We start from the raw sequence: 26,157 nt of genomic DNA, 5'->3' as shown, positions 1-26,157 counted from the left end.
TGTATCGGCAACCTTGGCATGAAGCTTGAATAGTTCCAAGCCGACGCCATTGAAGCCGTCCCGCGAGATTTCTCATCCGATTTGCTGACGCCGCCAGGCGGGGGTCCCCCCGTCGCGCGTTCGCATGCGCCGAAGAGGCGCCACGGACGGACGGGCCGCTCGCGCGCACAGCCGCAAATCATTCCGTAACGCCGCAAAAGGACGACACGACCTATGACCAAGCGCATTCGCCGGCTCTCCGCGACTGGCCTCAGCCGCCGTCAATTGTTGAAAGCCACCGGCGCGACCGCCGCACTGCTCGCCGCCGCAAAGCTGAATTTTCCCGCCGGCGCCTTCGCGCAGGACGGAGGCCCCGAGGTCAAGGGCGCCAAGCTCGGCTTCATTGCTCTCACCGACGCGACCCCTCTCTTCGTTGCCAAGGAGAAGGGCTTCTTCGCAAAGTATGGCATGCCCGATGTCGAGGTGCAGAAGCAGGCCTCCTGGGGCACCACGCGCGACAACCTCGTGCTCGGCTCCGAGGGCAACGGCATCGATGGCGCACATATCCTGACACCGATGCCGTATCTGATCTCGGCGGGTAAGGTGACACAGAACAATCAGCCGACGCCAATGTACATCCTGGCGCGGTTGAACCTGAATGGTCAGTGCATCTCCGTCGCCAAGGAGTATGCGGATATCAAGGTCGGGATCGACACTGCGCCCTTCAAGACTGCGCTGGAGAAGAAGAAGGCCGGAGGCAAGGCCGTCAAGGCCGCGATGACCTTCCCGGGCGGCACGCATGATCTTTGGATCCGCTATTGGCTCGCCGCCGGCGGCATCGATCCGGACAAGGACATCGAAACCATCGTGGTGCCGCCGCCGCAGATGGTCGCCAACATGAAGGTCGGCACCATGGATTGCTTCTGCGTCTGCGAGCCGTGGAATCTGCAGCTCATCCATCAGAACATCGGCTACACCGCAATCACCACCGGTGAGCTCTGGGACAAGCATCCCGAAAAGTCGTTCGGCATGCGCGCGGCATGGGTCGACAAATATCCGAAGGCAGCGAAGGCGCTGCTGATGGCGGTGATGGAAGCGCAGCAATGGGCCGAGAAGATGGAAAACCGCGAGGAAGCCGCGGTGATCTGCGCCAAGCGCCAGTGGATCAATTGCCCGGTCGAGGACATCACCGACCGCATGAAGGGCAAGTTCGACTACGGTACCGGCCGGGTGGTCGACAACTCGCCGCAGCAGATGCGCTTCTGGAAGGACCATGCCTCCTATCCCTTCAAGAGCCACGATCTCTGGTTCATGACCGAGGATATCCGCTGGGGCAAGTACGAGGCCGGTTTCGACAGCAAGGCGCTGATTGCCAAGGTCAACCGCGAGGACCTCTGGAAGGACGCGGCCAAGGCCCTCGGCGTCGCCGCCGCCGATATTCCGACATCCACCTCGCGCGGCAAGGAGACCTTCTTCGACGGCAAGGTGTTCGATCCGGAGAATCCGGCCGCCTATCTGAAGTCGCTCGCGATCAAGCGCGTCGAAGTCTGATGGAGCCAGCGGTCGCCCATGGGCGGGCGGCCGCATCGTCCCAGCCAATCCGGAGAGAGATTGCGATGAGCATGACTGCCACCAAGATCGAGGTTGAGACCGCGAAGCCGGCCGCAACAATTGCGCCGGTCGTCGCGTTGACGCCGAAGCGTCCCCCGCGCACTGAGGCTTACGCGCGCATGGCACGGGAGACGGCGGTGCGCGTGATCCCGCCGCTGATCGTGATCGCGCTGCTGACGCTGATATGGGAGCTGGTCTGCCGGCGGGCCGGCTCGGCGCTGCCGCCGCCGTCGAAAGTTTTCAGTGATACCAAGGAGCTGATCTTCGATCCGTTCTTCGACAATGGCGGCATCGACAAGGGCCTGTTCTGGCATCTGTCAGCCAGTCTCCAGCGCGTCGCCTTCGGCTATTCGCTCTCGGCGATCGCGGGCATTGCGCTCGGCGTGCTGGTCGGGCAGTCGGTCTGGGCCATGCGCGGGCTCGATCCGCTGTTCCAGGTGCTTCGCACGATTCCGCCGCTCGCCTGGCTGCCGCTCTCGCTCGCGGCGTTCCGCGACGGCCAGCCTAGCGCGATCTTCGTCATCTTCATCACTTCGATCTGGCCGATCATCATCAATACCGCGGTCGGCATCCGCAACATCCCGCAGGACTATCGCAACGTCGCCGCGGTGGTGCAGCTCAATCCGCTCGAGTTCTTCGCAAAGATTATGATCCCGGCGGCGGCGCCCTACATCTTCACCGGCCTGCGCATCGGCATCGGCCTGTCGTGGCTCGCGATCGTCGCAGCGGAAATGCTGATCGGCGGCGTCGGCATCGGCTTCTTCATCTGGGACGCTTGGAACTCCTCGCATATCAGCGAGATCATCCTGGCGCTGTTCTATGTCGGCATCGTCGGCTTCGTGCTCGATCGCCTGATCGCGGGCGCCGGCAAGATCGTCACCCGCGGCACCGCGCAGAACTGAGAGGAGAGGGCACATGACCGCCTACCTGAAACTCGACCACATCGACAAGGTCTTCACCCGCGGTGCCGCCACCACGGAGGTGCTGAAGGACATCAACCTCACGATCGAGAAAGGCGAATACGTCTCGATCATCGGCCATTCCGGCTGCGGCAAGTCGACCCTGCTCAATATCATCGCAGGGCTGACCGGCGTCACCACGGGTGTCGTGCTCCTGGAGAACCGCGAAGTGAACTCGCCGGGGCCCGATCGCGCCGTGGTGTTCCAGAACCACAGCCTGCTCCCGTGGCTGACCGTCTACGAGAACGTCAGGCTCGGCGTCGACAAGGTCTTCGCCAAGACCAAGTCTCGCGCCGAGCGCGACGCCTGGGTGATGCACAATCTCAATCTCGTGCAGATGGCCCACGCCCGCGACAAGCGACCGTCAGAAATTTCCGGCGGCATGAAGCAACGCGTCGGCATCGCGCGGGCGCTGGCGATGGAGCCGAAGGTGCTGCTGTTGGACGAGCCGTTCGGCGCGCTCGACGCATTGACCCGCGCGCATCTGCAGGACTCCGTGATGGCGCTGCACCAGAAGCTCGGCAACACCATCCTGATGATCACGCATGACGTCGACGAGGCGGTGCTGCTGTCCGACCGCATCGTCATGATGACGAACGGGCCGAGCGCGCGCATCGGCGAGGTGCTGGAGGTGCCGCTGGCGCGGCCGCGCAAGCGGCTCGAGCTTGCCACCAACGCCACCTACCTGAAGTGCCGCCAGCGCGTGCTCGAATTCCTCTACGAGCGTCATCGCTTCGTCGAGGCCGCGTAAAGCCGGCGCTACTGCAAGAGGCGTACCCGTGCACGCCTCCTGCCTCGCTCTGACCTGGTGGTTTGACCTGCGTCGTATCCCGCAGGCTGAAGGCGCGCCAAGCCTCGCCGAAACAACGGTCCAGGACTTGGCACGAATGTCGCTTCCCCCCGTGAGCGGGGAGGAGTCTCTCTGATGACGTTTGACCCATGAACTTTTTCCGCAATGGCGCGGACGAAGGCAGACGAACCAGACAGGAGAACATCATGACGCCCGAACAGATTGCCCTCATTCAGCAGAGCTTTTCCAAGGTCGCGCCGATTTCGGAGGCCGCCGCGGTGCTGTTCTACGATCGTCTGTTCGAGGTGGCGCCGTCCGTGCGCGCGATGTTTCCCGAGGACATGACCGAACAGCGCAAGAAGCTGATGGGCATGCTCGCTGCCGTGGTCGGCGGCCTGTCGAACCTGGAATCCATTCTGCCCGCGGCCTCCGCGCTCGCCAAGCGTCACGTCGACTATGGCGCCAAGGCCGAGCACTACCCGGTCGTCGGTGCGACCCTGCTGTGGACCCTGGAGAAGGGGCTCGGCGAGGCCTGGACGCCCGAACTCGCCAAAGCCTGGACCGACGCCTACGGCGTGCTGTCCGGCTACATGATTTCCGAGGCTTATGGCGCGAAAGCGCAGGCCGCCGAATAGGAGAGGCCTTTGTGAGTGAACCGCTCGTCATCGTCGGTAACGGTATGGCGGCCGCGCGGCTGGTCGACGAGCTCGCCAACACCGCCCTCGGCCGTTACGCCGTTGCCGTGATCGGCGAGGAGCCGCGGCTCGCTTACAACCGCGTGCTACTGTCCTCCGTGCTGGCCGGCGAGACCGGCTCGCACGAAATCGAGCTGCGGCCGGCCGACTGGTGGCGAAATCGCGGTGTCACGGTGCGCTACGGCTATCGCGTCACCGAGATCGATATCGGTCGCCGCGAGCTCAAGATCGAAGGCGCGGAGAGCATGGAATATTCCAAGCTCGTCCTCGCCACCGGCTCGACGCCGCTGCGGCTCAACGTGCCCGGTGCCGATCTCTCGGGCGTGCACACCTTTCGCGACACCCGGGACGTTGACCTGCTGCTGACACTGGCCGCGGCGAAGAAGCGCGTCGTCGTGGTCGGAGGCGGCCTGCTCGGGCTGGAGGCGGCCTACGGTCTCGCCAAGGCCGGCGCCCCCGTGACGCTGCTGCACCTGATGGACCGGCTGATGGAGCGCCAGCTCGATGCGCCCGCGGCCGACCTGCTGAAGACGCTGGTCGAGCAGAAGGGCATCCGCATCCTGCTCAACGCGTCGACGGCCCGCATCCACGGCGAGAGCCATGTCGAAGCCGTCGAGCTCGCCGACGGTAGCCGCATCGAGGCCGATGCGGTGATCTTCGCGGCCGGCATCAGGCCGAACGTCGTGCTGGCGAAGGAGGCGGGCATCGCCGTCAACCGCGGCGTCGTGGTCAACGACGTGATGCAGACCTCCTCGCCCGACGTCTTTGCGCTCGGCGAATGCGCCGAGCACCGCGGCAGCTGCTATGGCCTGGTCGAGCCGGCCTATGAGCAGGCGCGGGTGCTGGCGCGGCATCTCGCCGGCCGGCCCGCCGCCTATCAGGGTAGCGTGGTCTCGACCAATCTGAAGGTGTCCGGCGTCAGCGTGTTCTCCGCCGGCGATTTCACGGGCGGGGAGGGCAGCGAGAGCCTCGTCCTGTCGGACCGCAGGCGCGGCACCTACAAGAAGCTCGTGATCGCGGACGGGCGGCTCACCGGCGCGGTTCTGATCGGCGATACGATCGATGCGCTCTGGTATCTCGAGCTGATCCGCAATCGCGACAAGGTGACGGCAATCCGCGCCGACATGATATTCGGCCGCGCCCTGGCGCAGCCTTCGAAGGCGGCTTGATATGACCGCGATCGATCCAGACCTCCGAACCACCAGGACCACCTGTCCCTATTGCGGCGTCGGCTGCGGCGTGCTGGCGACGCCAGACGGCAAGGGCGGAGCGGCGATCGCGGGCGATCCCGACCACCCCGCCAATTTCGGCCGGCTGTGCTCCAAGGGCTCCGCGCTCGGCGAGACCGTCGGGCCGGAAAACCGTCTGCTCTACCCGATGATCCGCTGCAAGGGCGTGCTGGAGCGGGTTGCCTGGAGCGATGCGCTCGATCATGTCGCCCATCGCATGCAGCACATCATCGCCCGTGACGGCGCCGACGCGGTCGCGTTCTATCTCTCCGGCCAGCTGCTCACCGAGGACTATTACGTCGCCAACAAGCTGATGAAGGGGTTCGTCGGCACCGCCAACGTCGACACCAATTCGCGGCTCTGCATGTCCTCTTCGGTGGCCGGTCATCGCCGTGCTTTCGGCGCCGACACCGTGCCGGGCTGCTACGACGATCTTGATCAGGCCGACCTGCTCGTCTTCGTCGGCTCGAACGCAGCCTGGTGCCATCCGGTGCTGTTCCAGCGCATGCTGAAGAATAGGCAGGAGCGCGGCGCGCGCATGATCGTGATCGATCCGCGCCGCACCGACACCGCTGGTGACGTCGATCTGTTCCTCGGCCTCAAGCCCGGCACTGATACCGCGCTGTTCTCCGGCCTGTTCGTTCACCTCGCCGACAATGGTGCGCTCGATCGGGATTACATCGCGCAGAACACCAGCGGTTTCGAGGATGCGCTGGCGCGCGCGCGGAGCATCGCCGGCAGTGCCGCCGCGACGGCGCTCGCCACCGGCCTGTCCGAGCAGGACGTAGCCATCTTCTTCAAGATGTTCCGTGACACCGACAAGGTCGTCACGCTCTATTCGCAAGGGGTCAACCAGTCGGCGCAGGGCACCGACAAGGTCAACGCCATCCTGAACTGCCATCTGGCGACGGGGCGCATCGGCAAGCCCGGCGCCTCGCCGTTCTCGCTCACCGGCCAGCCCAACGCCATGGGCGGCCGCGAGGTCGGCGGGCTCGCCAACATGCTCGCCGCCCATATGAGTTTCACGCCGCCCGACATCGACCGGGTCAGGCGGTTCTGGAAGGCGCCGCGCATCGCCACGCATGAGGGGCTGAAGGCGGTGCAGTTGTTCGAGGCGATCAACCGCGGCGAGGTCAAGGCGCTCTGGGTGATGGGCACTAACCCGGCGGTGTCGCTGCCCGACGCCGACATGGTTCGCGATGCCCTGAAGAAGCTTGAATTGTTCGTGGTCTCCGAGAACGTGCTCTCGAACGACACGGTCGAGGCCGGCCCGCATGTGCTGCTGCCAGCGCTGGCCTGGGGCGAGAAGTCGGGCACGGTGACCAATTCCGAACGCCGCATCTCGCGCCAGCGCTCGTTCCTTCCGGCGCCCGGCGAGGCGCGCCCCGATTGGTGGATCCTGAGCGAGACCGCAAAGCGGCTCGGCTTCGGCGACAGCTTCAACTACAAATCCGCAGCGGATATCTTCCGCGAGCATGCCGCGCTGTCGGCATTCGAGAACAACGGCAGCCGCGATTTCGACATCGGCGCGCTGACCTCGCTGTCCGACGACGCGTTCGATGCCTTGCAACCGGTGCAGTGGCCGGTGCGGAAAGGGGGCGAGCCCGGCGAGCGTTTTTTCGCGCAAGGCGGCTTCTTCACCAACGACGGCAAGGGCCGCTTCGTCGCGCCCGAGGTGCCTGCGCTGCGCGGGGAGACCGGCCCGTCGCGCCCCCTGAGGCTCAACACCGGACGCATCCGCGACCAATGGCACACCATGACGCGCACCGGGCTGAGCCAGCGGCTGGGCGCGCACCTGCCCGAGCCGTTCGTCGAGATCCATCCCGATGACGCCAACAGATACGGCCTCGCCCATGACGGCTATGCCCGTATCACCACCGACTACGGCCAGTGCATCCTGAAGGTCGTCGTCAGCGAGCGGCAGCAGCGCGGCGCGCTGTTCGTGCCGATCCACTGGAGCGCGATGAACGCCTCGCACGGCCGCATCGGGGCGATGGTCGCGCCGTTCACCGATCCGTTCTCGGGGCAGCCGGAATTGAAGGCGACGCCCGCGGCGATCGCTCCTTACGAATACGTCTTCCGCGGTTTTGCATTATCGCGGAGGCGGCTCGATCTGCCGCAAAACCTGTTGTGGACGCGCGTGACCGTCAGCGGCGGATTCGGTTATCTCTTTGCCGACAACGGCGACCTTTCGCGCTGGCCTGCCTGGCTCGAGAATGTCGCCGGGGAGGATGTTGCCGAATATCGCGACTTCGGAGGCGGGGTTTTTCGCGCGGCTTCGTTTGATGGGGATCGAATCGAGACCTGCCTGTTCGTCGGACCCGCGCATGATGCCGGCGACTGGGAGGTGGTGAAGAGCCTGTTCGCGGCCGATCAGGTCAGCGACGAGCAACGCCGTATGCTGCTGTCGGGCAGATCCGGCGAAGGCGGGGCTTCGACCGGCCCCATCGTCTGCGCCTGCTTCGGCGTCGGCCGCGACACCATCTGCGACAGCATCGCCAGCGGCGCCCGCACGGCCGCCGAAATCGGCGCCAAGCTGAAGGCCGGCACCAATTGCGGCTCCTGCATTCCCGAGCTGAAACGGCTGATCGCGACGACAAACGTCGCTCCACCGGAAGAGGCCAAGCTCGCGGGCGCGGCGCGATAGCGACTGGCTCGCTCTCTCCGCCGTCATTGCGAGTGAACCGAAGCAATCCAGAATCTTCCCGCGGTGGTCGTCTGGATTGCTTCGCTCCGCGATGACCCCGTGGATGCAGGGCCTCCAAAACCACGATCTCGTGTCCCGGACGTAGCGCAGCGTCCCTTTGACGATGCACTGCAGAAGCCGGGCTGGCAAGTAACGGTCCCCGCGCAATCGACGTGTCCGCGATTGTGCCCTATGCTGCCGCGTGCTCCATCACAGGCGTGGGGAGCGCGCCCTTGGAGCCAACATGAACACAAAACCTTTCGGCAACACCGGCACCGACGTCTCCGTCATCGGGCAGGGTACCTGGTATCTCGACCATGGCGACCGCAACCGCGCGATTGCGGCGCTGCAGCGCGGGCTCGATCTCGGCATGACGCACATCGACACCGCCGAGATGTACGGCGATGCCGAGCTCGTCATTGCCGAGGCCATTGCAGGCCGGCGCGACGAAGTGTTCCTCGTTTCAAAGGTGCTGCCGAGCAACGCCTCGCGCCGCGGCACCATCACCGCCTGCGAGCGCTCGCTGAAGCGGCTGAAGACCGACAGCCTCGACTGTTATCTCTTGCACTGGCGCGGCTCGTATCCGCTGGAGGACACCGTCGCCGCGTTCGAGGAACTGGTGAGATCAGGCAAGATCAAGTCCTGGGGCGTTTCGAACTTCGACGCTGACGATCTCGACGAGATCCTCGATGTTGCGGGCGAGGGCCGGATCGCGTGCAACCAGGTGCTCTATCACCTGAAAGAACGCGCGATCGAGCACGCGGTGATCCCGTGGTGCGAGCAGCACAATGTCGCCGTTGTCGCCTATTCGCCGTTCGGCCATGACGATTTCCCGGCGAGCGGCAGCAAGGGCGGTGCCGTGCTGGCGCGCATCGCGGAAGCGCATCGTGCGACGCCCCGTCAGGTCGCGCTGAGCTTCCTCACCCGTGCGACTACGGTGTTCGCGATTCCGAAGGCTTCGTCCGCGGAACATGCCGGCGAGAATGCGGCGGCTGGCGACATCGTGCTGACGAAGGACGAGATTGCGGCGTTGGACGGGGCGTTTCCCCGCGGGCCGAAGCCGCGCAGCCTTCCCATGCTGTAGTGCACAATTTGCAATATTAACGGAGCATTGACGCGCGCGGCGGCTCGCGCATATCGGCATCCTGTTTTCGGAAGTTGTGAACGGGGCGCATTTGTCGTTTTTTACGACCGTTCTCGATTCGCATTTTGCCCGGGTTCCCACCGTGACACCGCCGCCCGCCGCAGCCGCAAGGCTCGACAGTATTCCCATGCCCGCGCCGGAGAAGAAGCAGCAGGCGCGCCGCGCGCCCGCGCGCGTCGATCATCCCTTCAAGGGCATCGCGCTGATCCTGCTCTCGACGATTTTTCTCGGCTGCTCCGACACTACCGCGAAGTATCTTTCGGCCAGCCTGCCTTCGATCGAGATCACCTGGATCCGTTTCCTCACCTTCACGCTGCTGTTCACGCCGGTGATGCTCCCCGCGTCGCCTTTCTATGCGATGCGCACCAAGCGTCCCGGCCTGCACGTGATGCGCGGCGCGGCGCTGCTCGGCTCCTCGCTGTTCTTCATCACGGGCCTCGGGTTCCTGCCGATCGCGGAGGCCTCTGCCACCGGCTTCGTCGCGCCGCTGTTCGTCACGGCGCTTTCGATCGTCTTCCTCGGCGAGAAGGTCGGCATGCGCCGCTGGATCGCCACGGCGCTCGGCCTCATCGGCGTGCTGATCATCCTGCGCCCGGGCACCAGTGCATTTCACCCCGCCGCCGTCTTTCCGTTGATCTCGGCGGCATGCTGGGCCGGCACGCTGATCCTGACGCGCATGATGAGCGGACGGGAAGCCGTCGTCACCACCATGGCGTATTCCTCGCTGACGGGCCTTGTGATCCTGACCGTGCTGGTGCCGTTCGTCTGGGTCACGCCGTCCTGGACCGCGATCGCACTCGGCATCTTCATCGGCGTCGCCTCGACCGCGGGCCAGTGGATCGTCGTGCTGGCCTATCGCTACGGCGATGCCTCCGTGCTGGCGCCGTTCTCCTATACGCAGCTGCTCTGGGTCAGCATTCTCGGGTACTTCATCTTCAGCGAGGTCCCCGATGTCTTCACCATCACCGGCGCGGCCTTCATCGTCGCCAGCGGCCTCTACATCGCCCATCGCGAGCGTGTCCGCCGCGCCCAGCTGCTGGTGCTCGAGGAGCGTTCCCCGAACGCCTGACGCAAGTTCGCTCCTCGTGCTTCGTGGTATCAGCGCTCCAAACAAGATGGGAGGAGCCGGATGCGCGCCGCGATTTTCAGGAATGGTGAGATCGTCGTCGACCGGATGGCCGACCCGACGCCGGGCCCGGGCCAGGTGCTGGTCAAGACGCTCGCCTGCGGCATCTGCGGCTCCGACCTGCACGCGCGCCAGCACGCCCCTCGCATGGTGGAGATGGCACGGAAGGTCGGACGCAAGCCGATGGACCTCTCCCGCGACGTCGTGTTCGGCCACGAGTTCTGCTGCGAGATCGTCGATTTTGGTCCGGGCACCGAACGCAAGCTCCGGCCTGGCACACGCGTCTGCTCGCTGCCGGCGCTGCTGACGCCGCAGGGCGTCGAAGGCATCGGCTATTCCAACGACAATGTCGGCGGCTACGCCGAGGCGATGCTGCTCAGCGAAGCCTTGTTGCTCGAAGTGCCCAATGGTCTTGCGCCCGAACATGCCGCGCTCACCGAGCCGCTGGCGGTCGGCGTCCACGCCGTGGCCAAGGCAAACATTCGAGGCGGCGAGGTGCCGCTCGTGATCGGCTGCGGCCCGGTCGGCCTCGCGGTGATCGCCGCGCTCAAGCTCAGAGGGCTGCACCCGATCGTCGCCGCCGACTATTCGCCGGCGCGGCGCGCCCTGGCCGCCAGGCTCGGCGCGGACGTCGTGGTCGATCCCAAGGTGTCGCAGCCCTATGCGAACTGGGCCGAGCACGCGCAGATGTCAGAGGCCGAGAAGGCGGCGCGGCCGCCGTTCCAGTCCATGCTGCCGGCGCTGAAGCCCGCGATCATCTTCGAATGCGTCGGCGTGCCCGGCCTGTTGCAGCAGGTGTTCGAGGGCGCTCCGCGCGATGCGCGCATCGTCGTGGTCGGCGTCTGCATGGAGAGCGACCGAAGCGAGCCCATGCTCGGCATTATGAAGGAGCTCAACGTCCAATACGTGCTCGGCTACACGCCGGACGAATTCGCCAACTCACTGCGCCTGATCGCGGAAGGGCAGGTCGATGCGGCTGCGATGGTGACGGCCGAAGTCGGCCTCGACGGAGTCGCCAAGGCGTTTGCCGACCTCGCCAACCCCGAGGCGCACACCAAGATCATCGTGCAGCCGTGGCGGTAGGAGTGTCAATATTTCGCCGGCACGTACATCTCCGGCGGAACCGGGCCTCGCTGATAGTCTGGGTTGCGTACGCGCGGCGGCAGCGTCACCGGAGCCCGCACGACCTCCTGGTACGGGATCTGAGTCAATAGATGCGCGATGCAGTTGAGCCGGGCGCGCTTCTTGTCCACGGCATCGACGATCCACCACGGGCTATCCGGCAGATGCGTGTGCTCCAGCATCGTCTCCTTGGCCTTGGTGTAGGCCTCCCAGCGACTGCGGGACTCGACGTCCATCGGGCTCAGCTTCCACTGCTTGAGGGGATCCTTGATGCGCATGGTGAAGCGGAACTGCTGCTCGTCATCGGTGATCGAAAACCAGTACTTGACCAGGATGATGCCTGAGCGGATCAGCATGCGCTCGAATTCCGGCACTGACTTGAAGAACTCCTGATACTCGTCCTCCGAGCAGAAGCCCATCACGCGCTCGACGCCGGCGCGGTTGTACCAGCTGCGGTCGAACAGCACGATCTCGCCGCCGGCCGGCAGGTGCGCGACGTAGCGCTGGAAATACCATTGCGTGCGCTCGCGCTCGTTCGGAGCGGGGAGCGCCGCGACGCGGCAGATGCGCGGATTGAGTCGTTGCGTGATGCGCTTGATGACGCCGCCCTTGCCGGCGGCATCGCGGCCCTCGAACAGCACCACGACTTTCTTCCGCTCGCTCTGCACCCAGTCCTGGAGCTTGATCAACTCGCCCTGGAGGCGAAGCAGTTCCCGGAAATAGAGCCTGCGATCGACCGTCGGACTCAACGTTCCGGTCTCATCGAGAAGCTCGTCGAGACGGGCATCATCCAGCTCCATCTCCAGTTCCTCGTCGAGATCGTCGGCCATTTCCCGGATGATGCGCTCGCGCTTGGAGATCTGGGATTTGGGATCGGGTGTGGTCATGGGTCCTTCTCTCGGCTCGATACCGGTCACAACGACCATCGACGGGGTTTGTTGCGACCTTGTGACAATGTGCGATGCCGCTGAGGTCACACCGGCAGCGCGATCGAATATTTCACCTGGCTGAGCGCAAAGCTCGATTCGATCGAGGCGATGCCGTCGAGCCGGGTCAGCTTGGTCTTGAGGAACGTCTCGTAGGAGGCGAGGTCGGCTGCGACAACACGCAGCAGATAGTCGCGGTTGCCGGTCATCAGATAGCACTCCAGCACCTCGTCCCATTTCGAGATGGCGCGGGCGAAGCGGTTGAGGTCCTCTTCCTTCTGGCGCGCCAGCTTGATCGAGATGAAGACGCTGACATGCAGCCCCAGCGCCTTCTGGTCCACGGTCGCGATATATCGCGAGATCACGCCGCGCTCCTCCAGCAGCTTGACGCGGCGGTGGCAGGGCGAGACCGAGAGTCCGACCTTGTCGGCAAGCTCCTGCATGGTCATCCGGCTGTCGTTCTGGAGATGGCCGAGGATTTTCCGGTCGATGGCGTCGAGCTCTGGCATTGGGATGGAACCTGGGTCAGGGGCGTCTGATTGGTAAAATATCCCAATATCGGCCGGTATGGCGCGAAAAATTGAGAAGTTTGGCACGGCCTGCAGGCGTATGATCAGTGCTTCTTTCCCGGAGCATCGCCATGCCCGTTGACCCCGCTCGCCTCGACATCCTGACCGCGCTGGCCCGCAAGGCGCTGTGGCTGTCGTCCTGGACCATCCACCACGCCAACCACATCCGTTCCAATGCGGATGGCCTCAAGGTCGGCGGCCACCAGGCCTCGTCCGCCTCGCTCGCCACCATCATGTCGGCGCTGTATTTCCACGTGCTGCGCCCGGAGGACCGCGTCGCGGTGAAGCCGCATGCGAGCCCCGTGTTCCACGCCATCCAGTATTTGTTCGGCCGGCAGAGCCGCGAGAAGCTGGAGAACTTTCGCGGCTTCAAGGGCGCGCAGTCCTATCCCTCGCGCACCAAGGACGTCGACGACGTCGATTTCTCCACCGGCTCGGTCGGCCTCGGCGTCGCGCAGACGCTGTTCTCGTCGCTGGTGCAGGATTACGTCAAGGCGCATGGCTGGATGAAGGACCGCCGCGAGGGGCGCATGATCGCGCTCGTCGGCGATGCCGAGATGGACGAGGGCAACATCTGGGAGGCGCTGGCCGAAGGCTGGAAGCACGGCCTGCGCAACACCTGGTGGGTGGTCGACTATAACCGCCAGTCGCTCGATGCCGTCGTGCGCGAAGGTCTCTGGGAAAAGTTCGAGACCATGTTCCGCAATTTCGGCTGGGACGTCGTCATCGTGAAATACGGCCGCCTGATGCGCGAGGCGTTCGCGGAAGCTGGCGGCGAGGCGCTGAAGACGTGGATCGACAATTGCCCGAACGCGCTCTATGCGGCGCTGTGCTTCCAGGGCGGCGCGGCCTTCCGCAAGCATCTCCATGACGAGATCGGCGACCAGGGCCCGATCACCAAGCTGATCGACCGGCGCAGCGACGAGGAGCTGCTCGCGCTGATGTCGAATCTCGGCGGCCACGACATGGCGAGCGTGCTGGAGGCGTTCGACTCCATCGATCACGATCGCCCGGTCTGCTTCATCGCCTACACCATCAAGGGCGTCGGCCTGCCCTTCCAGGGCCACAAGGACAACCACGCCGGCCTGATGACTGTTACGCAGATGGAGAAGTACCGCGAGAGCCAGAACATCCGTCCCGGCCACGAATGGGACAAGTTCGAAGGGCTGACGCAGGATGCGGCCGAACTGGAAGCTTTCCTCGCGCAGGTGCCGTTCAACCGTGACGGCCGCCGCCTCACGGCGCCGGTCGTCGAGGTGCCGCAGCAGCTCGCCTTCAAACCGTCGCCGCAGATGTCGACCCAGCAGGGCTTTGGCCTCGTGCTGAACGAGATCGCGCGCAGCGACAGCGAGCTCGCGAGGCGCATCGTCACGACCTCGCCCGACGTTACCGTCTCGACCAATCTCGGTCCCTGGGTGAACCGCCGCGGCCTGTTCGCGCGCGCCGAGAAGGCGGACTTATTCCGCAGCGAGAAAATTCCCTCGACCTACAATTGGGACGCCTCGCCGAAGGGCCAGCATCTGGAGCTCGGCATCGCCGAGATGAACCTGTTCATCATGCTCTCGGCGCTCGGCCTGTCGCACCAGATCAACGGCGAGCGGCTGCTCCCGGTCGGCACGCTCTACGATCCCTTCATCGAGCGCGGGCTCGATGCGCTGAACTATGCCTGCTACCAGGATGCGCGCTTCATGGTGGCGGCCACGCCCTCCGGTATCACGCTTGCGCCCGAGGGCGGCGCGCATCAATCGATCGCGACGCCGCTGATCGGCATGGCGCAGGATGGGCTGGCTTCGTTCGAGCCGGCCTTCGTCGACGAGCTCGCCGTGATCATGGCTTTCGGCTTCGAGCACATGCAACGCGACCCTGGCGAGGGCGGCTCGGTCTATCTGCGCCTCTCGACGCGCGCAATCGAGCAGGCGCAGCGGATCATGACACCGGAGTTGCAGCAGGGCATCACTGACGGCGCCTATTGGCTGCGCAAGCCTGGCCCCAATGCCGAAGTCGTGATCGCCTATACCGGCGCGGTCGCGCCCGAGGCGATCGAGGCGACCGGCTTCATCGGCGAGAGCCGCCGCGACATCGGCCTGCTCGCGATCACCTCGGCTGACCGTCTCCACGCGGGGTGGACTGCGGCGCGGAAATTGCGGCGCGACCGGCGCGGCGTGCAGCATCTCAGCCATGTCGAAAAGCTGCTCGCGCCGCTTTCGCGCGACTGCGGCATCGTGACCGTGATCGATGGCCATCCCGCCGCGCTCGGCTGGCTCGGCAGCGTCCGCGGCCACCGGGTCGAGGCGCTCGGTGTCGAGCAGTTCGGCCAGACCGGCAGTATCGCCGAGCTTTATCGGCACTACGGCATCGATGCCAACGCCATCATCGATGCGGCGGAAAGCCTCACCACCGGCGCGCCGGTGCTGCACCGGAAGATGGCGGTGTAGCTAAGTCGTCATTCCGGGGCGCGCGTGAGCGCGAACTATGGTGCGCAATCGCGCACCTGAGAATCCATCGGGCCTCAGTCCAGGTGGTAAAATGGATTCCGGGCTCGCGGCGTCGCCGCGCCCCGGAATGACTGCGGGGCCATCTTGCCTCGTTCCCGCCATCGGCTCATATACCTCCGCCCGCCGCAACGCTGGCCCCGCATATGGCGGGTTCAATTGCCGGCGCTTTCGTGCAAGGATGCCTGCCGAAACGCCCCCTCCAAGCCCCCAAGAAGAGGTTAACGATGGTCAATCGCATGCAATTCTACATCGACGGCGCCTGGGTCGATCCCGCCGTCAAGAAGTCCACCGCCGTGGTCAATCCGGCGACGGAAGAGGCGATGTACGAGGTTGCGCTGGGCTCCAAGGCCGACGTGGACAAGGCTGTCGCCGCCGCCAAGCGCGCCTTCACGACCTTCTCCCAGACCAGCCGCGACGAGCGCGTCGCGCTGCTCAGCAAGGTCATCGAGGTCTACAAGGGCCGCCTCAAGGAGATCGGCGCCGCCGTCTCCGACGAGATGGGCGCACCGCTGCCGATGGCGGAGAAGCTGCAGGCCGGCGCCGGTCTCGGCCATCTCATGACCACGCTCGACGTGCTCAAGAACTATCATTTCGAGGAGCCGGTCGGCACCGCCATGGTGCTGCGCGAGCCGATCGGCGTGGTCGGCATGATCACGCCCTGGAACTGGCCGCTGAACCAGATCGCCTGCAAGGTCGCCCCCGCGCTCGCCGCTGGCTGCACCATGATCTTGAAGCCGTCGGAGTTCACGCCGACCTCGGCGCTGATCTTCGCGGAAATCCTGCATGAAGCCGGCGTGCCGAAGGGCGTGTTCAACCTCGTCAACGGTCTCGGCCCCGAGGTCGGCGCCGCCATGAGCGAGCATCCTGATATCGACATGATCTCCTTCACCGGCTCGACCCGCGCCGGTATCGACGTCGCCAAGCGCGCGGCTCCCACCGTGAAGCGCGTCAGCCAGGAGCTCGGCGGCAAGTCGCCGAACGTCATCCTCGAAGGCGCCGACCTCACGAAGGCGGTGACTGGTGGCGTGATGCACATGTTCAACAACTCCGGCCAGTCCTGCAACGCGCCCTCGCGCATGATCGTGCCGCTGTCGAAGATGAAGGAAGTCGCCGCGATCGCGAAGGCGGTCGCTGACAAGACCAAGGCCGGTGATCCCCGCGCCGAAGGCACCACCATCGGACCCGTGGTCAATCGCGGCCAGTGGGACAAGATCCAGGGCCTGATCAAGAAGGGCATCGACGAGGGCGCAACGCTCGTCGCCGGCGGCCCGGGCCTGCCCGAAGGCGTCAACAAGGGCTTCTATGTCCGTCCGACCATCTTCGCCGACGTCACGCCCGATATGACGATCGCACGCGAAGAGATCTTCGGACCGGTGCTGACCATCATCGGCGCCAAGGACGAAGCCGACGCGGTGCAGATCGCCAACGACACGCCCTACGGCCTTGCCGGTTATGTCTACGGTCCGTCGGTCGAGGACGCCAAGCGCGTCGGCCGCCAGATCCGCGCCGGCAACGTCAACCTGCAGGGCGTGCCCAACGACCGCACCGCGCCGTTCGGCGGCTACAAGCAGTCCGGCAACGGCCGCGAGTGGGGCAAGTTCGGCCTCGAGGACTTCCTCGAAGTGAAGGCCGTCGCCGGCTTCAACGCGGCGTAATCGTTAGCACGAGCAACCAAACGCCGGAGCGGGCAACCGCTCCGGCGTTTTTCGTTTGCTATCTCTGTCGTCATTCCGGGGCGTCGCGCCGCGACGAGCCCGGAATCCATTCACCCACCAACTCCGTGGCCTGATGGATTCCGGGCTCGCGCCGAAGAGGCGCGCCCCGGAATGACGCCAGAGAGAGATTTGCTATCCCCCCACCGCGCCCTGGGTGTTCACATACAGCGCATAGATCGACTGGCTCGCGGCCATGAACAGGCGGTTGCGCTTGAGGCCGCCGAAGCAGACATTGGCGCAGCGTTCGGGTAGCGCGATGCGTCCGATCATGACGCCGTCCGGCGCGAACACCACGACGCCGTCGAGCTCGGGATCGCCCATGCCCCAGCCGCACCAGAGATTGCCGTCGATGTCGACGCGGAATCCGTCCGGCGTGCCGGGGCCGGCGTCGACAAAGACGCGCTTATTCGAAAGCTTGTCGCCGGAAGGTGAAACGTCATAGGCGAGAATTTTGCGTGTCGGCACGCCGCGGGATTCGATGAGATAGAGAATCTTCTCGTCCGGCGAGAAGGCGAGCCCGTTCGGCCCGAGCACGCCCTCGGCGACGACCGTGGCTTTGCGAGTCTCCGGATCGAACCTGTAGACGTTCATGTCGAGCTCGGGATCTGCCTTGTAGCCCTCGTAATTGCCAAGCAGGCCGAAGGTCGGATCGGTGAACCAGATCGAGCCGTCCGACTTGACGACGACATCGTTCGGCGAGTTCAACCGCTTGCCGTCGAACGAATCCATCAGCACCGTGATGCTGCCGTCATATTCGGTGCGCACCACGCGCCGGCCGCCGTGCTCGCAGGTGACGAGCCGGCCCTGCCGGTCCCGCGTGTTGCCATTGGCGAAATTGGAAGGCTTGCGGAACACGCTGACCGCACCGGTCTCCTCCTCCCATTTGATGATGCGCTGGTTCGGGATATCGCTGCACAGGAGATACCGCCCGTCGCCGAACCACACCGGCCCCTCGGCCCAGCGCAGGCCGGTCGCGAGGCGCTCCACCGCCGACAATTTCAGCCAGTATTTTTCAAAGCGGGGATCGAGCGCGTGAATGGCCGGATCGGGATAGTAGCTCGCCGGCCGCCAGCCTGGCCGTTCCTGGGAGTGGGACGATGCCTCATTCATGCCGGTTCTCTCGTTTCGTTCCCTCTGGACAATCCTGCTATCATTGGAGACACGTGACCGCAAATCGGTCAGCATAGGCGAGGGACGACATGGCGCGCATCTTGATGACGGGAGCTTCGGGCGGAATCGGCACGAGCCTGCGGAAACTGCTGCCGCCGATCTATCCGGATCTGCTGCTCTCCGACATCAAGCCGCCCGCCGATCTCGGCGCGAACGAGAAATTCAAGGCCGCCGACCTCGCCGATCTCGCGCAATGCGAAGCGATCTGCGAGGGCGTCGACGGCATCCTCCATTTCGGCGGCTATTCGGTCGAAGGCAGCTGGGATCAGATCCTCCAGGCCAACATCATCGGCGGCTACAATCTGTTCGAGGCGGCCTACCGCAAGGGCGTCAAGCGCGTGGTGTTCGCCTCGTCGAACCACGCCGTCGGCTTCTATCCGCGCCACCACAGGATCGGCACCGACGTCACTGCGCGGCCCGACAGCCGCTACGGCGTCAGCAAAGTGTTCGGCGAGGCCGTCGGCGCGCTCTATGCCGACAAGCACGGGATGAAGGTGACGTGCCTGCGCATCGGCAATTTCGGCGACATGCCGCTCGACCATCGCCGGCTCTCGATCTGGCTCAAGCCCGACGACCTCGTGCAGCTCTGCCGCATCGGGCTCGACCATCCCGACATCCATTTCGAAATCTTCTACGGTGCGTCTTTCAACGAGCGCGCCTGGTGGGACAATCACCGCGCCTACGAACTCGGCTACCGCCCCACCGGACGCGCCGAGGATTTCCGCGAGCACGCGATGGCCGAGCAGGCCAAACTCAAGCCGGACCCGGTCGGCGATTATTTCCAGGGCGGCACCTTCTGCAGCATGGAGTTCGACGCCGACCCGAGCCGGATCATCGATTGGACGAAGCGCTAGCGAGCGCGTTCAAACCCCGGCGGTCGAAGATGCGGGTGCACCAGGTTCTATCCCGCGTCAGAGCGGCAAGATCTTCACATTGCAAACGCCGCCGGCGAAGGGGCGACCTTGCACTTGCCGGCGCCTTTCCGGACCGTTGCGCCGACGCTACCACCCTCGTCGCGACGATCGCCGAACGTCGGTGCCGCTGAAACCAGGGCAAGGGATATCATGATGGCGCCAATCACGCCGACCGCCAGCGCTGCGGTTCTGGGCGTGAAATCCCTGCATGTCCTGGAATCGCTGGCATTGGCTTGGCAGGCCCGAGGCCGAAAGAACGAATTCATGACTATCTCCTCGAATTGGAGCTCATGCTTGAGATGCACGCGGTCTTAGGATGAAGCGCAACCCGAACCGTGGTCTCGCCGCTTGCGTTAGCTCGCCGGCGGTATCCGTCCGCAAACTGCATTGCGGCCTTCTCGCGATTCGCCAGCATGCCGGCGACATATCGGTTGATGATCCGGCGGACGCGCAACAGGAGGACGGCGAGATATCGCTGCGACGGGCTCAGTGCGGGCGTCGCCTGAGACTGAATGGACATTTCCTTGCCTTTCACGGAATCGAGTGTCGGTGACGGCGCCCGCGCTGACCTGCTATTCGGCGGCGGCCGTGTGCTGGATGGGATCGCCGCGAACAACCACGGTCGTGGCGACCTTGTAGAATTCCTCGCCGGGCATGCCGACGCGCCGTGCATGCTCGCGGATCGACTCGCCGTCGCTCGCTTCATAGATGCAGAAAGTGCCGATGCGGCCGTCCGCCTCATGGACCACATAGCTGCGGATCCAGCGGACCCGGTCGGACATCTGCTCGTTGCCGATCCGCGCGGACTTCGCGCCGGCCGCTTCCAGTTCGCTCAGATTTGCCCAGGCGCTTGGGCGACGAATGACGTAGAGTTCCACCAGACATCTCCTCAGGGTTGTTGCCCGCGGGTCGGGAGCGACCGAAGGCCGTGAGGAGCTTTAGGCCGGCGAGGTGCTGACCGTCCTGACCGCGGCCTGATCATCGCCTGATCCTTGCTGAACCTTTTCCCAATCGCCCAGACACAACGATATGACCCTCAGGTTTGGACCTTTTGAGCTCGACGAAGCGGGCCGGGCGCTGATCCACGCGCAGCAGGAAGTCGCGTTGCAGCCGCGCGTGTTCGATCTGCTGGTCTACCTGGTGCGTAACCGCGCTCGTGTCGTCACCAAGGATGAACTGCTCGATGCCCTCTGGCCCGACGTAACGGTCACGGATAATTCGTTGCAGAGGGCGGTCAGCATGCTGCGTCGTGTGCTGCGCAAGGGTGGCATGGACAATGCCATCCGGAACATGCCGGGCAGGGGATATCGCCTCTGCATCGACGCCGCTTCGGAGCTGCAGGTGGCCTGTCCCAAGGCTACGGACGAACCGGCCTCGGACGTGCGTGCGCAGGCGCGACGCGCCGTCGCCGCGCAAGCCTGGGACAAGGCCGCAGAGCTGTTCCAGGCCGCCGATATCGCCCGCCCGCTCGATGGCGCTGACCTCCACCAATGGGCGCTGGCCTTGCAGTGCACCGGCAAGGCCGACGCCGCGCTCCCACTTTTGGCCCGCGCGGTTGCCGACCACACCAGTGCCGGAAATATTCCATCGGCTGTCGTCGACGCCGTTACGCTCTCCGGCTTGCACTTCGAGCGCGGGCAGGCAGCGATTGCCAAGGGCTGGCTGGCACGCGCGGAAGACTGGGCCTCGGGGATCGGAGATCCCGCGACGACGGCTTTGACTCTTTGGATGAAGTCGAAAGTCGCCGCGTTCGACGGCGAACCAGAACAGGCGCTTTCGCTTGCCGATACTGCCTACAGCACTGTCCGGCACAAGGACGCGGTGGGCATCGAGGCGCTGAGTCTCGCTTATCGCGGGTTCTACCGGCTGTGTCTGGGCGATACCCGCGCAGGACTGGCGGATCAGGACCTCGCCGCCACAATGGCGCTCTCCAGCGGCGATATCGATCCTATCATCGGCGGCATTCTCTACTGCAACATCCTGTGGGCTGCCCGTATGTTTGGAGATTGGGCCAGGGCCGACCAGTGGACGCTGGGATATCAGAAATACTGTACCGAGAGCGGGATGGAATTGACCGGCTCCTGCCAGCTTCATCGGTCCGAGGTTCTCGGCGTCAGGGGCTCGCTCGGCGAGGCCCTGTCCCGCATCCAGGACTCGCTGGCACAGCTCACCGGCGATGCGCCCTGGGCGATCGGGGATGCTAACCGCGTGCTTGGCGACGTTCACGCTGCGATCGGCAACGACGACGACGCGTTCGAAGCCTATGAGAAGGCTTACGCCCGGGGCTGGTGCCCGGAGCCGGGTCGCGCCATGCTGCTGCTGGAACGTGGCGAGGCTGAAGCCGCCTACGCCAGTCTCGAGCGTAGTTTGATCGGGAAGACCTGGTGGACCCTGCAGCGGCGAGGAATCCTGTTCGCGCATCTGGCGCTTGCCGCGGCGCACACGGGCCGTCGTGAGCAGGCCCTGGAGTTGATCGAGGAACTCTCCGGAAGTTCGGACCGATGGCCGATGCCGTCGCTCCGGGCTCTGACGAACGAGGCGCAATCGGTCCTAGCCCATATGCGCGACGATTACGATACTGCGCTGCGGCATCTCCATCTGGCCCGGCAGCTATGGTCGAGTATCGACGGGCGGGTGCAGGCCGTCAGGCTCCGGCTCCGCATCGCGAAGCTGCAATTGGCGCATAATGACGTTCGAGGCGCTTCGGCGGAAATTCACGCAGCGCAGCTCCTGAACAGCGAACTCCGCTCACGCAAGTTCGAGGCCGAATGCGCGGCTTTGCGGCGCGAGGTCGATATACGAAAGACCGGACGTGCTGCCTGAAGAGTGATTCGGCAAACTGCGCGGCGGTTCAGAAGAGATCATGCGCAACAACCCAAAGCGCGATGACGGTTCACCTCATCGCATCGCGCTTGGGCGAACGTTCACCCCGTTCGTGCGGTCAGACCTCAAAAATGCAAATTGATCCTCAGCAGCGCCTGATGCCGCTCGAACTGATCGAGGTTGAGGCTGCGGTTGTCGCCGAGTGCCTTGCCCGCGACCTGCATCTGCCAGGTGCCGGAGATGCCGACTTCCTTCGAGATGCTGTAGGAGAAGGTCGGTCCGGCGAAGACGGCGTCTCCCAAAAAGCGGTCGAGGCCGCCGCCGTCATAGGCTCGCGCGTAGCGTATGCCGAGGCCGAACAGGAGATCGGGCTGCACTGCGTAGGAGATCGCCGCCTGGAGCTGCATCTCGGAATCGTGTCGCCAGAGATTGGTGACGATCTCGCGGGTCCCGCCGGTCCCGTACCAGACGTTGAAGGCCGCAAACAACCTGTCCTTGACCAGCTCGCGATCGAACAGCGCGGCAAACTCCGCGCCATATTGCGCGATGTGCATGCCGGTGGCGTCGTCGATCCGGCTCCAGCCGGGCTGTGCGTGGAGAGTGAGCCCGAACGGCGCGACGGCACGATCGACCAGCTTGTAGCGCAGTTCGAGCGCGACGCCGCTGAAAGCGACGTCCCGATGATCGGCAAGTCCCGGAACGCCGCTGATGTGCTGCCCGCCCAAGGAAAATCCCGGCGCGATCCGGAAATTGTCGGAGACCGTGTATTTGACCTGATTGAGATTGGCCCAGGCGGCGTAGCTGCCGGAGCGCTTGCCGAACGCGCCGACATTCTCGAACTCGACCTCGATCTCGCCGGGCTTGCCGATGTCGGAGCCCATGCTGAAACCGAAAATATGCTCGGTGTCGATCTCCGCGTGGGCTGACGACAGGTTTTGCGCAGGCTTCGGAGGCGTGCCGGTAGTGCGTCCGCGCTTGTCGTCGGCGTGGGCCAAGGCACAGCTCGCCAGCTGGCTGGCCACGATCGTTGCCGCCGCCACGGCGCGCGGGAAGCTCAATATTCCAGTCACGAACAATCACCCCGAAATCGAGACCCGCGGAGGACGGATCTCGCGTGCGTGCATCGATCCATGCAAATGCAAGTCATTCGCAAATATTCCACGCAATTGGCGCCAGAGCAATTATTGCAACTCATTCTTAGTTGCGTTCAAGTGTCGCAGTTGGACGAGTTCCAGCGCAAGCGCCTAGGGCGGAAGCGCGCAGCTCGGAGGCGTTGATCGGCCACCGGCAAGAGGCTGCGACGGACCTCCGCCGGGAATTGTCAGCCTCTGGCGATGTCCCGGCTTATCTTCTGCAATCGTACGAAGGCGGCCCACGCGTTTGGATATTGGGCGTCTCTTGAATCGATCGTGAGCAGCGCGCGGCAGGCCTCGTTGATGTCGTCGGCGGAAGGACGCAGGGAGACGTCGCCCGACGATTCCGCTCGCTTCCAGCGGTCTTCGACCTCTTTCGCCAGGGCGAGTGCTTCCGACGGGGTTCGCTTCCGGGTTGGCTTCGCCAATGCGTGGTCCGGCGGGAATGTGGGCCAGGCGGTAGGCGGCCGATCGGCTGGCCAGTCGCCTCCCCTGGCGGCCTCGCGCTTCGCAGTCGAATTTGCCTGTCCAGGTGCGGCATCAGGCGGGACGGTCCGGCCGGCCAACTCGCGGATCTGCCGTTCCATTGTCCCGCCGGACGACGATCCGCCCGCCGAGGCAGCAGGCGCTGTCAGCACGGGAGCCATCGACGTCTGCACGTCGGGGGCAATCTTCTGAACGGTCTTGATGGCGGCCGACGTGCCGGGCGACAGAGCCGGCCGCTGTTGGGCGACCTTGTCGTCCTCGGTGGGGCAGGGCCGGTACCCCGAATGTTGATGCGTGATGCGTCCGTTATCATCGATGCGGGCAAAATCGATGGCTACGGTGTAGACGAACGCAACCTCGGTGAACTGGCCGGACTTGTCCCTCGCCTTGACGCCGCCGCAAACATACCTCGTCGCGCCGGACTCGACTGAACGCAGCGCGCCGAACGTGGCCGTCGCTGGATCGATCAGGGCATGCCGGACGGCTGCGCGGGCTTTCGCGTGTTCGGAGGAAAGCGCGCTGATCAGGACATCAGGGTTGATCAAATCGGGCTGGTAGTACCACACATACTCCGCGGCAAAAAAAGCTGCGCCGAACGCCGCTGCGATCAGGACACCGGGTACATTCATAGGATTCCTCCGGGCGAAGGAACCCGGCATGGTTGTTATATTATTCGAAAACTATTTGCGATAGAGTCCTCTAATAAGCCGTTAATCGGTTGTGCAATCGAGGAGCATCTACCAAAAGATTGTCCTCCCGGCCGGGTGATCTCCGCCGGATCCATTTGCGCGCCTTGTTGACAATACGGGGTGAGGCGGTACCACCAACGCAAACAGGACGGAGCGACCTGATGACGAGCGGCTTGCGCAAAGGTCTGACGAGCTATGGCGATGCCGGCTTCTCGCTGTTCCTGCGCAAGGCGTTCATCAAGGCCATGGGCTATTCCGACGACGCGCTGGAGCGGCCGATCGTCGGCATCACCAATACCTATAGCGACTACAATCCCTGCCACGGCAACGTTCCTCAGATCATCGAGGCGGCCAAGCGCGGCGTGATGCTGTCGGGCGCGATGCCGTTCGTGTTCCCGACCATCTCGATCGCCGAGAGCTTTGCGCATCCGACCTCGATGTACCTGCGCAACCTGATGGCGATGGACACCGAGGAGATGATCCGCGCCCAGCCGATGGATTCGGTGATCGTGATTGGCGGCTGCGACAAGACGCTGCCGGCGCAGGTGATGGCCGCGATCAGCGCCGACTTGCCGACCGTTGTCATACCAGTCGGGCCCATGGTGGTCGGCCATCACAAGGGCGAGGTGCTGGGCGCCTGCACCGACTGCCGCCGTCTCTGGGCGAAATATCGCGCCGGCGACATGGACGATGCCGAGATCGAAGCCGTGAACGGGCGCCTCGCGCCGTCGGTCGGCACCTGCATGGTGATGGGCACGGCCTCCACCATGGCCTGCATGATCGAGGCGATGGGCCTGTCGCTGCCGATGAGCGCGACGATCCCGGCGCCGCATGCCGAGCGCTTCCGTCTCGCCGAGGCGAGCGGCAAGGTGGCCGCCGCGATGGCCAAGGCCAAGGGGCCGAAGCCGAGCGAAGTGCTGACGCCCTCGTCATTCAAGAACGCGCAGGTCGTGCTGCAGGCAATCGGCGGCTCGACCAACGGCCTGATCCATCTGACCGCGATGGCGCATCGCTCGCCGCACCGGCTCGATCTCGCAGCCTTCGACCAGATCGGCCGCGAGGTGCCGGTGCTGGTCGACCTCAAGCCGTCCGGCGAGCATTACATGGAGCATTTCCATCACGCCGGCGGTGTGCCGAAATTACTGGCGCAGCTTGGCGATCTCGTCGATCTCGATGCCAGGACCATCACCGGCCAGACGCTGCGCGAGATCGCGGCGAATGCCGAGGACGTGCCCGGCCAGGATGCCATCCGTTCGCGCGACAATCCGATCAAGAAGGAGGGCGGCCTCGCCATCCTGCACGGCAATCTCGCCCCGCGCGGCGCGGTCATCAAGCAGTCGGCCGCGAGCCCGAAGCTGCTGCAGCACACCGGCCGTGCCGTGGTTTTCGAATCCGTCGAGGACATGACGCTGCGCGTTGACGATCCCGATCTCGACGTCAGCGCCGACGACGTGCTGGTGCTGCGCAACGCCGGCCCGAAGGGCGCGCCCGGCATGCCGGAAGCCGGCTATCTGCCGATCCCGAAGAAGCTCGCGCGCGGCGGCACCAAGGACATGGTGCGCATCTCGGATGCGCGCATGAGCGGCACCGCCTTCGGCACCATCGTGCTGCACATCACCCCGGAATCCGCGGTCGGCGGGCCGCTGGCGCTGGTGGAGAACGGCGACATGATCCGCCTCGACGTCGAAAAGCGCAGCATCGAGCTCCTGGTCGATGCCGCCGAGCTCGAACGGCGCCGCGCCGCGCTGAAGCCGGCCGCCGCGCCCGAGGAAGCGCGCCGCGGTTACGCCTGGCTGTTCAACGAGACCATCATGCAGGCCGACGAGGGCTGCGATTTCGATTTCATGCAGAGGACGGGGAAGCAGACCGGGAAGAGTTGATCGGCCCCCGCAACGC

General features: G+C 64.9%; 21 protein-coding genes. 14 read left to right on the top strand and 7 right to left on the bottom strand.

The genetic code is table 11. The features are described from left to right. The first annotated feature begins 213 nt into the window (after positions 1-213). The 9 genes from AC3WLX_RS08715 to AC3WLX_RS08675 all read left to right on the top strand — a co-directional run bounded on the left by AC3WLX_RS08715 (position 214) and on the right by AC3WLX_RS08675 (position 11,302). Positions 214-1,530 carry a CmpA/NrtA family ABC transporter substrate-binding protein gene (locus AC3WLX_RS08715; RefSeq protein ID WP_492335517.1) on the top strand — a complete coding sequence of 439 codons (1,317 nt, stop codon included), beginning with the start codon at positions 214-216 and terminating at the stop codon, positions 1,528-1,530. Between the two features lie 65 nt (positions 1,531-1,595). After that, the gene (gene ntrB, locus AC3WLX_RS08710) at positions 1,596-2,492 is read left to right on the top strand and encodes a nitrate ABC transporter permease (RefSeq protein ID WP_492335516.1); all 897 of its coding nucleotides are present in this window, start codon (positions 1,596-1,598) and stop codon (positions 2,490-2,492) included. 13 nt (positions 2,493-2,505) lie between these two features. Beyond that, positions 2,506-3,300, top strand: a complete 795-nt coding sequence (locus AC3WLX_RS08705; RefSeq protein ID WP_291624547.1) for an ABC transporter ATP-binding protein — start codon at positions 2,506-2,508, stop codon at positions 3,298-3,300. Positions 3,301-3,545: 245 nt separating this feature from the next. Beyond that, a complete protein-coding gene (locus tag AC3WLX_RS08700; protein ID WP_291624548.1) occupies positions 3,546-3,974 on the top strand; it encodes a globin family protein in 429 nt (142 codons plus the stop codon). An 11-nt stretch (positions 3,975-3,985) separates the two neighbouring features. Then, complete coding sequence (locus AC3WLX_RS08695) at positions 3,986-5,203, top strand: NAD(P)/FAD-dependent oxidoreductase (protein ID WP_492335515.1); 1,218 nt, start codon at positions 3,986-3,988, stop codon at positions 5,201-5,203. Between the two features lies 1 nt (position 5,204). Further along, on the top strand, positions 5,205-7,910 hold the full coding sequence (locus AC3WLX_RS08690) for a molybdopterin-dependent oxidoreductase (protein WP_492335514.1): 2,706 nt from the start codon (positions 5,205-5,207) through the stop codon (positions 7,908-7,910). Positions 7,911-8,193: 283 nt separating this feature from the next. After that, positions 8,194-9,033: an aldo/keto reductase gene (locus AC3WLX_RS08685; RefSeq protein ID WP_492335513.1), complete on the top strand. Its 840-nt coding sequence runs from the start codon at positions 8,194-8,196 to the stop codon at positions 9,031-9,033. 187 nt (positions 9,034-9,220) lie between these two features. Next, entirely contained in the window at positions 9,221-10,162 is a 942-nt protein-coding gene (locus AC3WLX_RS08680; protein WP_291621390.1) for a DMT family transporter, read from the top strand. Between the two features lie 60 nt (positions 10,163-10,222). Beyond that, a complete protein-coding gene (locus AC3WLX_RS08675; protein ID WP_492335512.1) occupies positions 10,223-11,302 on the top strand; it encodes a zinc-binding dehydrogenase in 1,080 nt (359 codons plus the stop codon). Positions 11,303-11,307: 5 nt separating this feature from the next. Here AC3WLX_RS08675 and ppk2 read toward each other — a convergent pair whose 3' ends face one another. Both ppk2 and AC3WLX_RS08665 read right to left on the bottom strand, forming a co-directional pair. Continuing rightward, positions 11,308-12,228, bottom strand: a complete 921-nt coding sequence (ppk2, locus tag AC3WLX_RS08670; protein ID WP_291621385.1) for a polyphosphate kinase 2 — start codon at positions 12,226-12,228, stop codon at positions 11,308-11,310. Positions 12,229-12,314: 86 nt separating this feature from the next. Then, a complete protein-coding gene (locus AC3WLX_RS08665) occupies positions 12,315-12,776 on the bottom strand; it encodes an Lrp/AsnC family transcriptional regulator (protein ID WP_131866897.1) in 462 nt (153 codons plus the stop codon). Positions 12,777-12,907: 131 nt separating this feature from the next. Between AC3WLX_RS08665 and AC3WLX_RS08660 the strand changes: the two genes are divergently transcribed. Both AC3WLX_RS08660 and AC3WLX_RS08655 read left to right on the top strand, forming a co-directional pair. After that, the gene (locus AC3WLX_RS08660) at positions 12,908-15,271 is read left to right on the top strand and encodes a thiamine pyrophosphate-binding protein (protein WP_492335511.1); all 2,364 of its coding nucleotides are present in this window, start codon (positions 12,908-12,910) and stop codon (positions 15,269-15,271) included. Between the two features lie 284 nt (positions 15,272-15,555). Continuing rightward, positions 15,556-16,986 (top strand): aldehyde dehydrogenase family protein, encoded by a 1,431-nt coding sequence (locus AC3WLX_RS08655; RefSeq protein ID WP_291621377.1) that lies wholly within the window; start codon positions 15,556-15,558, stop codon positions 16,984-16,986. A gap of 192 nt (positions 16,987-17,178) precedes the next feature. Here AC3WLX_RS08655 and AC3WLX_RS08650 read toward each other — a convergent pair whose 3' ends face one another. After that, entirely contained in the window at positions 17,179-18,156 is a 978-nt protein-coding gene (locus AC3WLX_RS08650; protein WP_492335510.1) for an SMP-30/gluconolactonase/LRE family protein, read from the bottom strand. A gap of 89 nt (positions 18,157-18,245) precedes the next feature. Between AC3WLX_RS08650 and AC3WLX_RS08645 the strand changes: the two genes are divergently transcribed. Continuing rightward, on the top strand, positions 18,246-19,070 hold the full coding sequence (locus tag AC3WLX_RS08645) for an NAD-dependent epimerase/dehydratase family protein (RefSeq protein WP_492335509.1): 825 nt from the start codon (positions 18,246-18,248) through the stop codon (positions 19,068-19,070). 74 nt (positions 19,071-19,144) lie between these two features. Here AC3WLX_RS08645 and AC3WLX_RS08640 read toward each other — a convergent pair whose 3' ends face one another. Further along, positions 19,145-19,396: a hypothetical protein gene (locus tag AC3WLX_RS08640; RefSeq protein WP_492335508.1), complete on the bottom strand. Its 252-nt coding sequence runs from the start codon at positions 19,394-19,396 to the stop codon at positions 19,145-19,147. A 306-nt stretch (positions 19,397-19,702) separates the two neighbouring features. Then, complete coding sequence (locus AC3WLX_RS08635; RefSeq protein ID WP_492335507.1) at positions 19,703-20,008, bottom strand: nickel-binding protein; 306 nt, start codon at positions 20,006-20,008, stop codon at positions 19,703-19,705. A gap of 151 nt (positions 20,009-20,159) precedes the next feature. On the opposite strand from AC3WLX_RS08635, the gene AC3WLX_RS08630 reads away from it, so the two are divergent. Continuing rightward, entirely contained in the window at positions 20,160-21,953 is a 1,794-nt protein-coding gene (locus tag AC3WLX_RS08630; RefSeq protein WP_492335506.1) for a winged helix-turn-helix domain-containing protein, read from the top strand. 125 nt (positions 21,954-22,078) lie between these two features. Here AC3WLX_RS08630 and AC3WLX_RS08625 read toward each other — a convergent pair whose 3' ends face one another. After that, positions 22,079-23,023 carry a DUF6662 family protein gene (locus tag AC3WLX_RS08625; RefSeq protein ID WP_492335505.1) on the bottom strand — a complete coding sequence of 315 codons (945 nt, stop codon included), beginning with the start codon at positions 23,021-23,023 and terminating at the stop codon, positions 22,079-22,081. 251 nt (positions 23,024-23,274) lie between these two features. Beyond that, positions 23,275-24,231 carry a hypothetical protein gene (locus AC3WLX_RS08620; RefSeq protein ID WP_492335504.1) on the bottom strand — a complete coding sequence of 319 codons (957 nt, stop codon included), beginning with the start codon at positions 24,229-24,231 and terminating at the stop codon, positions 23,275-23,277. Positions 24,232-24,422: 191 nt separating this feature from the next. On the opposite strand from AC3WLX_RS08620, the gene AC3WLX_RS08615 reads away from it, so the two are divergent. Next, entirely contained in the window at positions 24,423-26,141 is a 1,719-nt protein-coding gene (locus AC3WLX_RS08615; RefSeq protein ID WP_492335503.1) for an IlvD/Edd family dehydratase, read from the top strand. The last annotated feature ends 16 nt before the right edge of the window (positions 26,142-26,157 follow it).

This window comes from Bradyrhizobium sp. FW305-F6 (assembly GCF_058782905.1).
Note: the sequence above shows the minus strand (reverse complement) of the source record. Positions and strands in the feature narration are given on the sequence as shown.

Excerpts from the sequence above, each read along its gene's own strand:
- AC3WLX_RS08685 (WP_492335513.1), top strand. The coding sequence starts at position 8,194 with ATGAACACAAAACCTTTCGGCAACACCGGCACCGACGTCTCCGTCATC.
- AC3WLX_RS08615 (WP_492335503.1), top strand. The coding sequence starts at position 24,423 with ATGACGAGCGGCTTGCGCAAAGGTCTGACGAGCTATGGCGATGCCGGC.
- AC3WLX_RS08630 (WP_492335506.1), top strand. The coding sequence starts at position 20,160 with ATGACCCTCAGGTTTGGACCTTTTGAGCTCGACGAAGCGGGCCGGGCG.
- AC3WLX_RS08655 (WP_291621377.1), top strand. The coding sequence starts at position 15,556 with ATGGTCAATCGCATGCAATTCTACATCGACGGCGCCTGGGTCGATCCC.
- AC3WLX_RS08675 (WP_492335512.1), top strand. The coding sequence starts at position 10,223 with ATGCGCGCCGCGATTTTCAGGAATGGTGAGATCGTCGTCGACCGGATG.
- AC3WLX_RS08705 (WP_291624547.1), top strand. The coding sequence starts at position 2,506 with ATGACCGCCTACCTGAAACTCGACCACATCGACAAGGTCTTCACCCGC.
- AC3WLX_RS08640 (WP_492335508.1), bottom strand. The coding sequence starts at position 19,396 with ATGAATTCGTTCTTTCGGCCTCGGGCCTGCCAAGCCAATGCCAGCGAT.
- ntrB (WP_492335516.1), top strand. The coding sequence starts at position 1,596 with ATGAGCATGACTGCCACCAAGATCGAGGTTGAGACCGCGAAGCCGGCC.
- AC3WLX_RS08700 (WP_291624548.1), top strand. The coding sequence starts at position 3,546 with ATGACGCCCGAACAGATTGCCCTCATTCAGCAGAGCTTTTCCAAGGTC.
- ppk2 (WP_291621385.1), bottom strand. The coding sequence starts at position 12,228 with ATGACCACACCCGATCCCAAATCCCAGATCTCCAAGCGCGAGCGCATC.
- AC3WLX_RS08715 (WP_492335517.1), top strand. The coding sequence starts at position 214 with ATGACCAAGCGCATTCGCCGGCTCTCCGCGACTGGCCTCAGCCGCCGT.
- AC3WLX_RS08665 (WP_131866897.1), bottom strand. The coding sequence starts at position 12,776 with ATGCCAGAGCTCGACGCCATCGACCGGAAAATCCTCGGCCATCTCCAG.
- AC3WLX_RS08645 (WP_492335509.1), top strand. The coding sequence starts at position 18,246 with ATGGCGCGCATCTTGATGACGGGAGCTTCGGGCGGAATCGGCACGAGC.
- AC3WLX_RS08680 (WP_291621390.1), top strand. The coding sequence starts at position 9,221 with ATGCCCGCGCCGGAGAAGAAGCAGCAGGCGCGCCGCGCGCCCGCGCGC.
- AC3WLX_RS08650 (WP_492335510.1), bottom strand. The coding sequence starts at position 18,156 with ATGAATGAGGCATCGTCCCACTCCCAGGAACGGCCAGGCTGGCGGCCG.
- AC3WLX_RS08660 (WP_492335511.1), top strand. The coding sequence starts at position 12,908 with ATGCCCGTTGACCCCGCTCGCCTCGACATCCTGACCGCGCTGGCCCGC.
- AC3WLX_RS08620 (WP_492335504.1), bottom strand. The coding sequence starts at position 24,231 with ATGCCGGGTTCCTTCGCCCGGAGGAATCCTATGAATGTACCCGGTGTC.
- AC3WLX_RS08690 (WP_492335514.1), top strand. The coding sequence starts at position 5,205 with ATGACCGCGATCGATCCAGACCTCCGAACCACCAGGACCACCTGTCCC.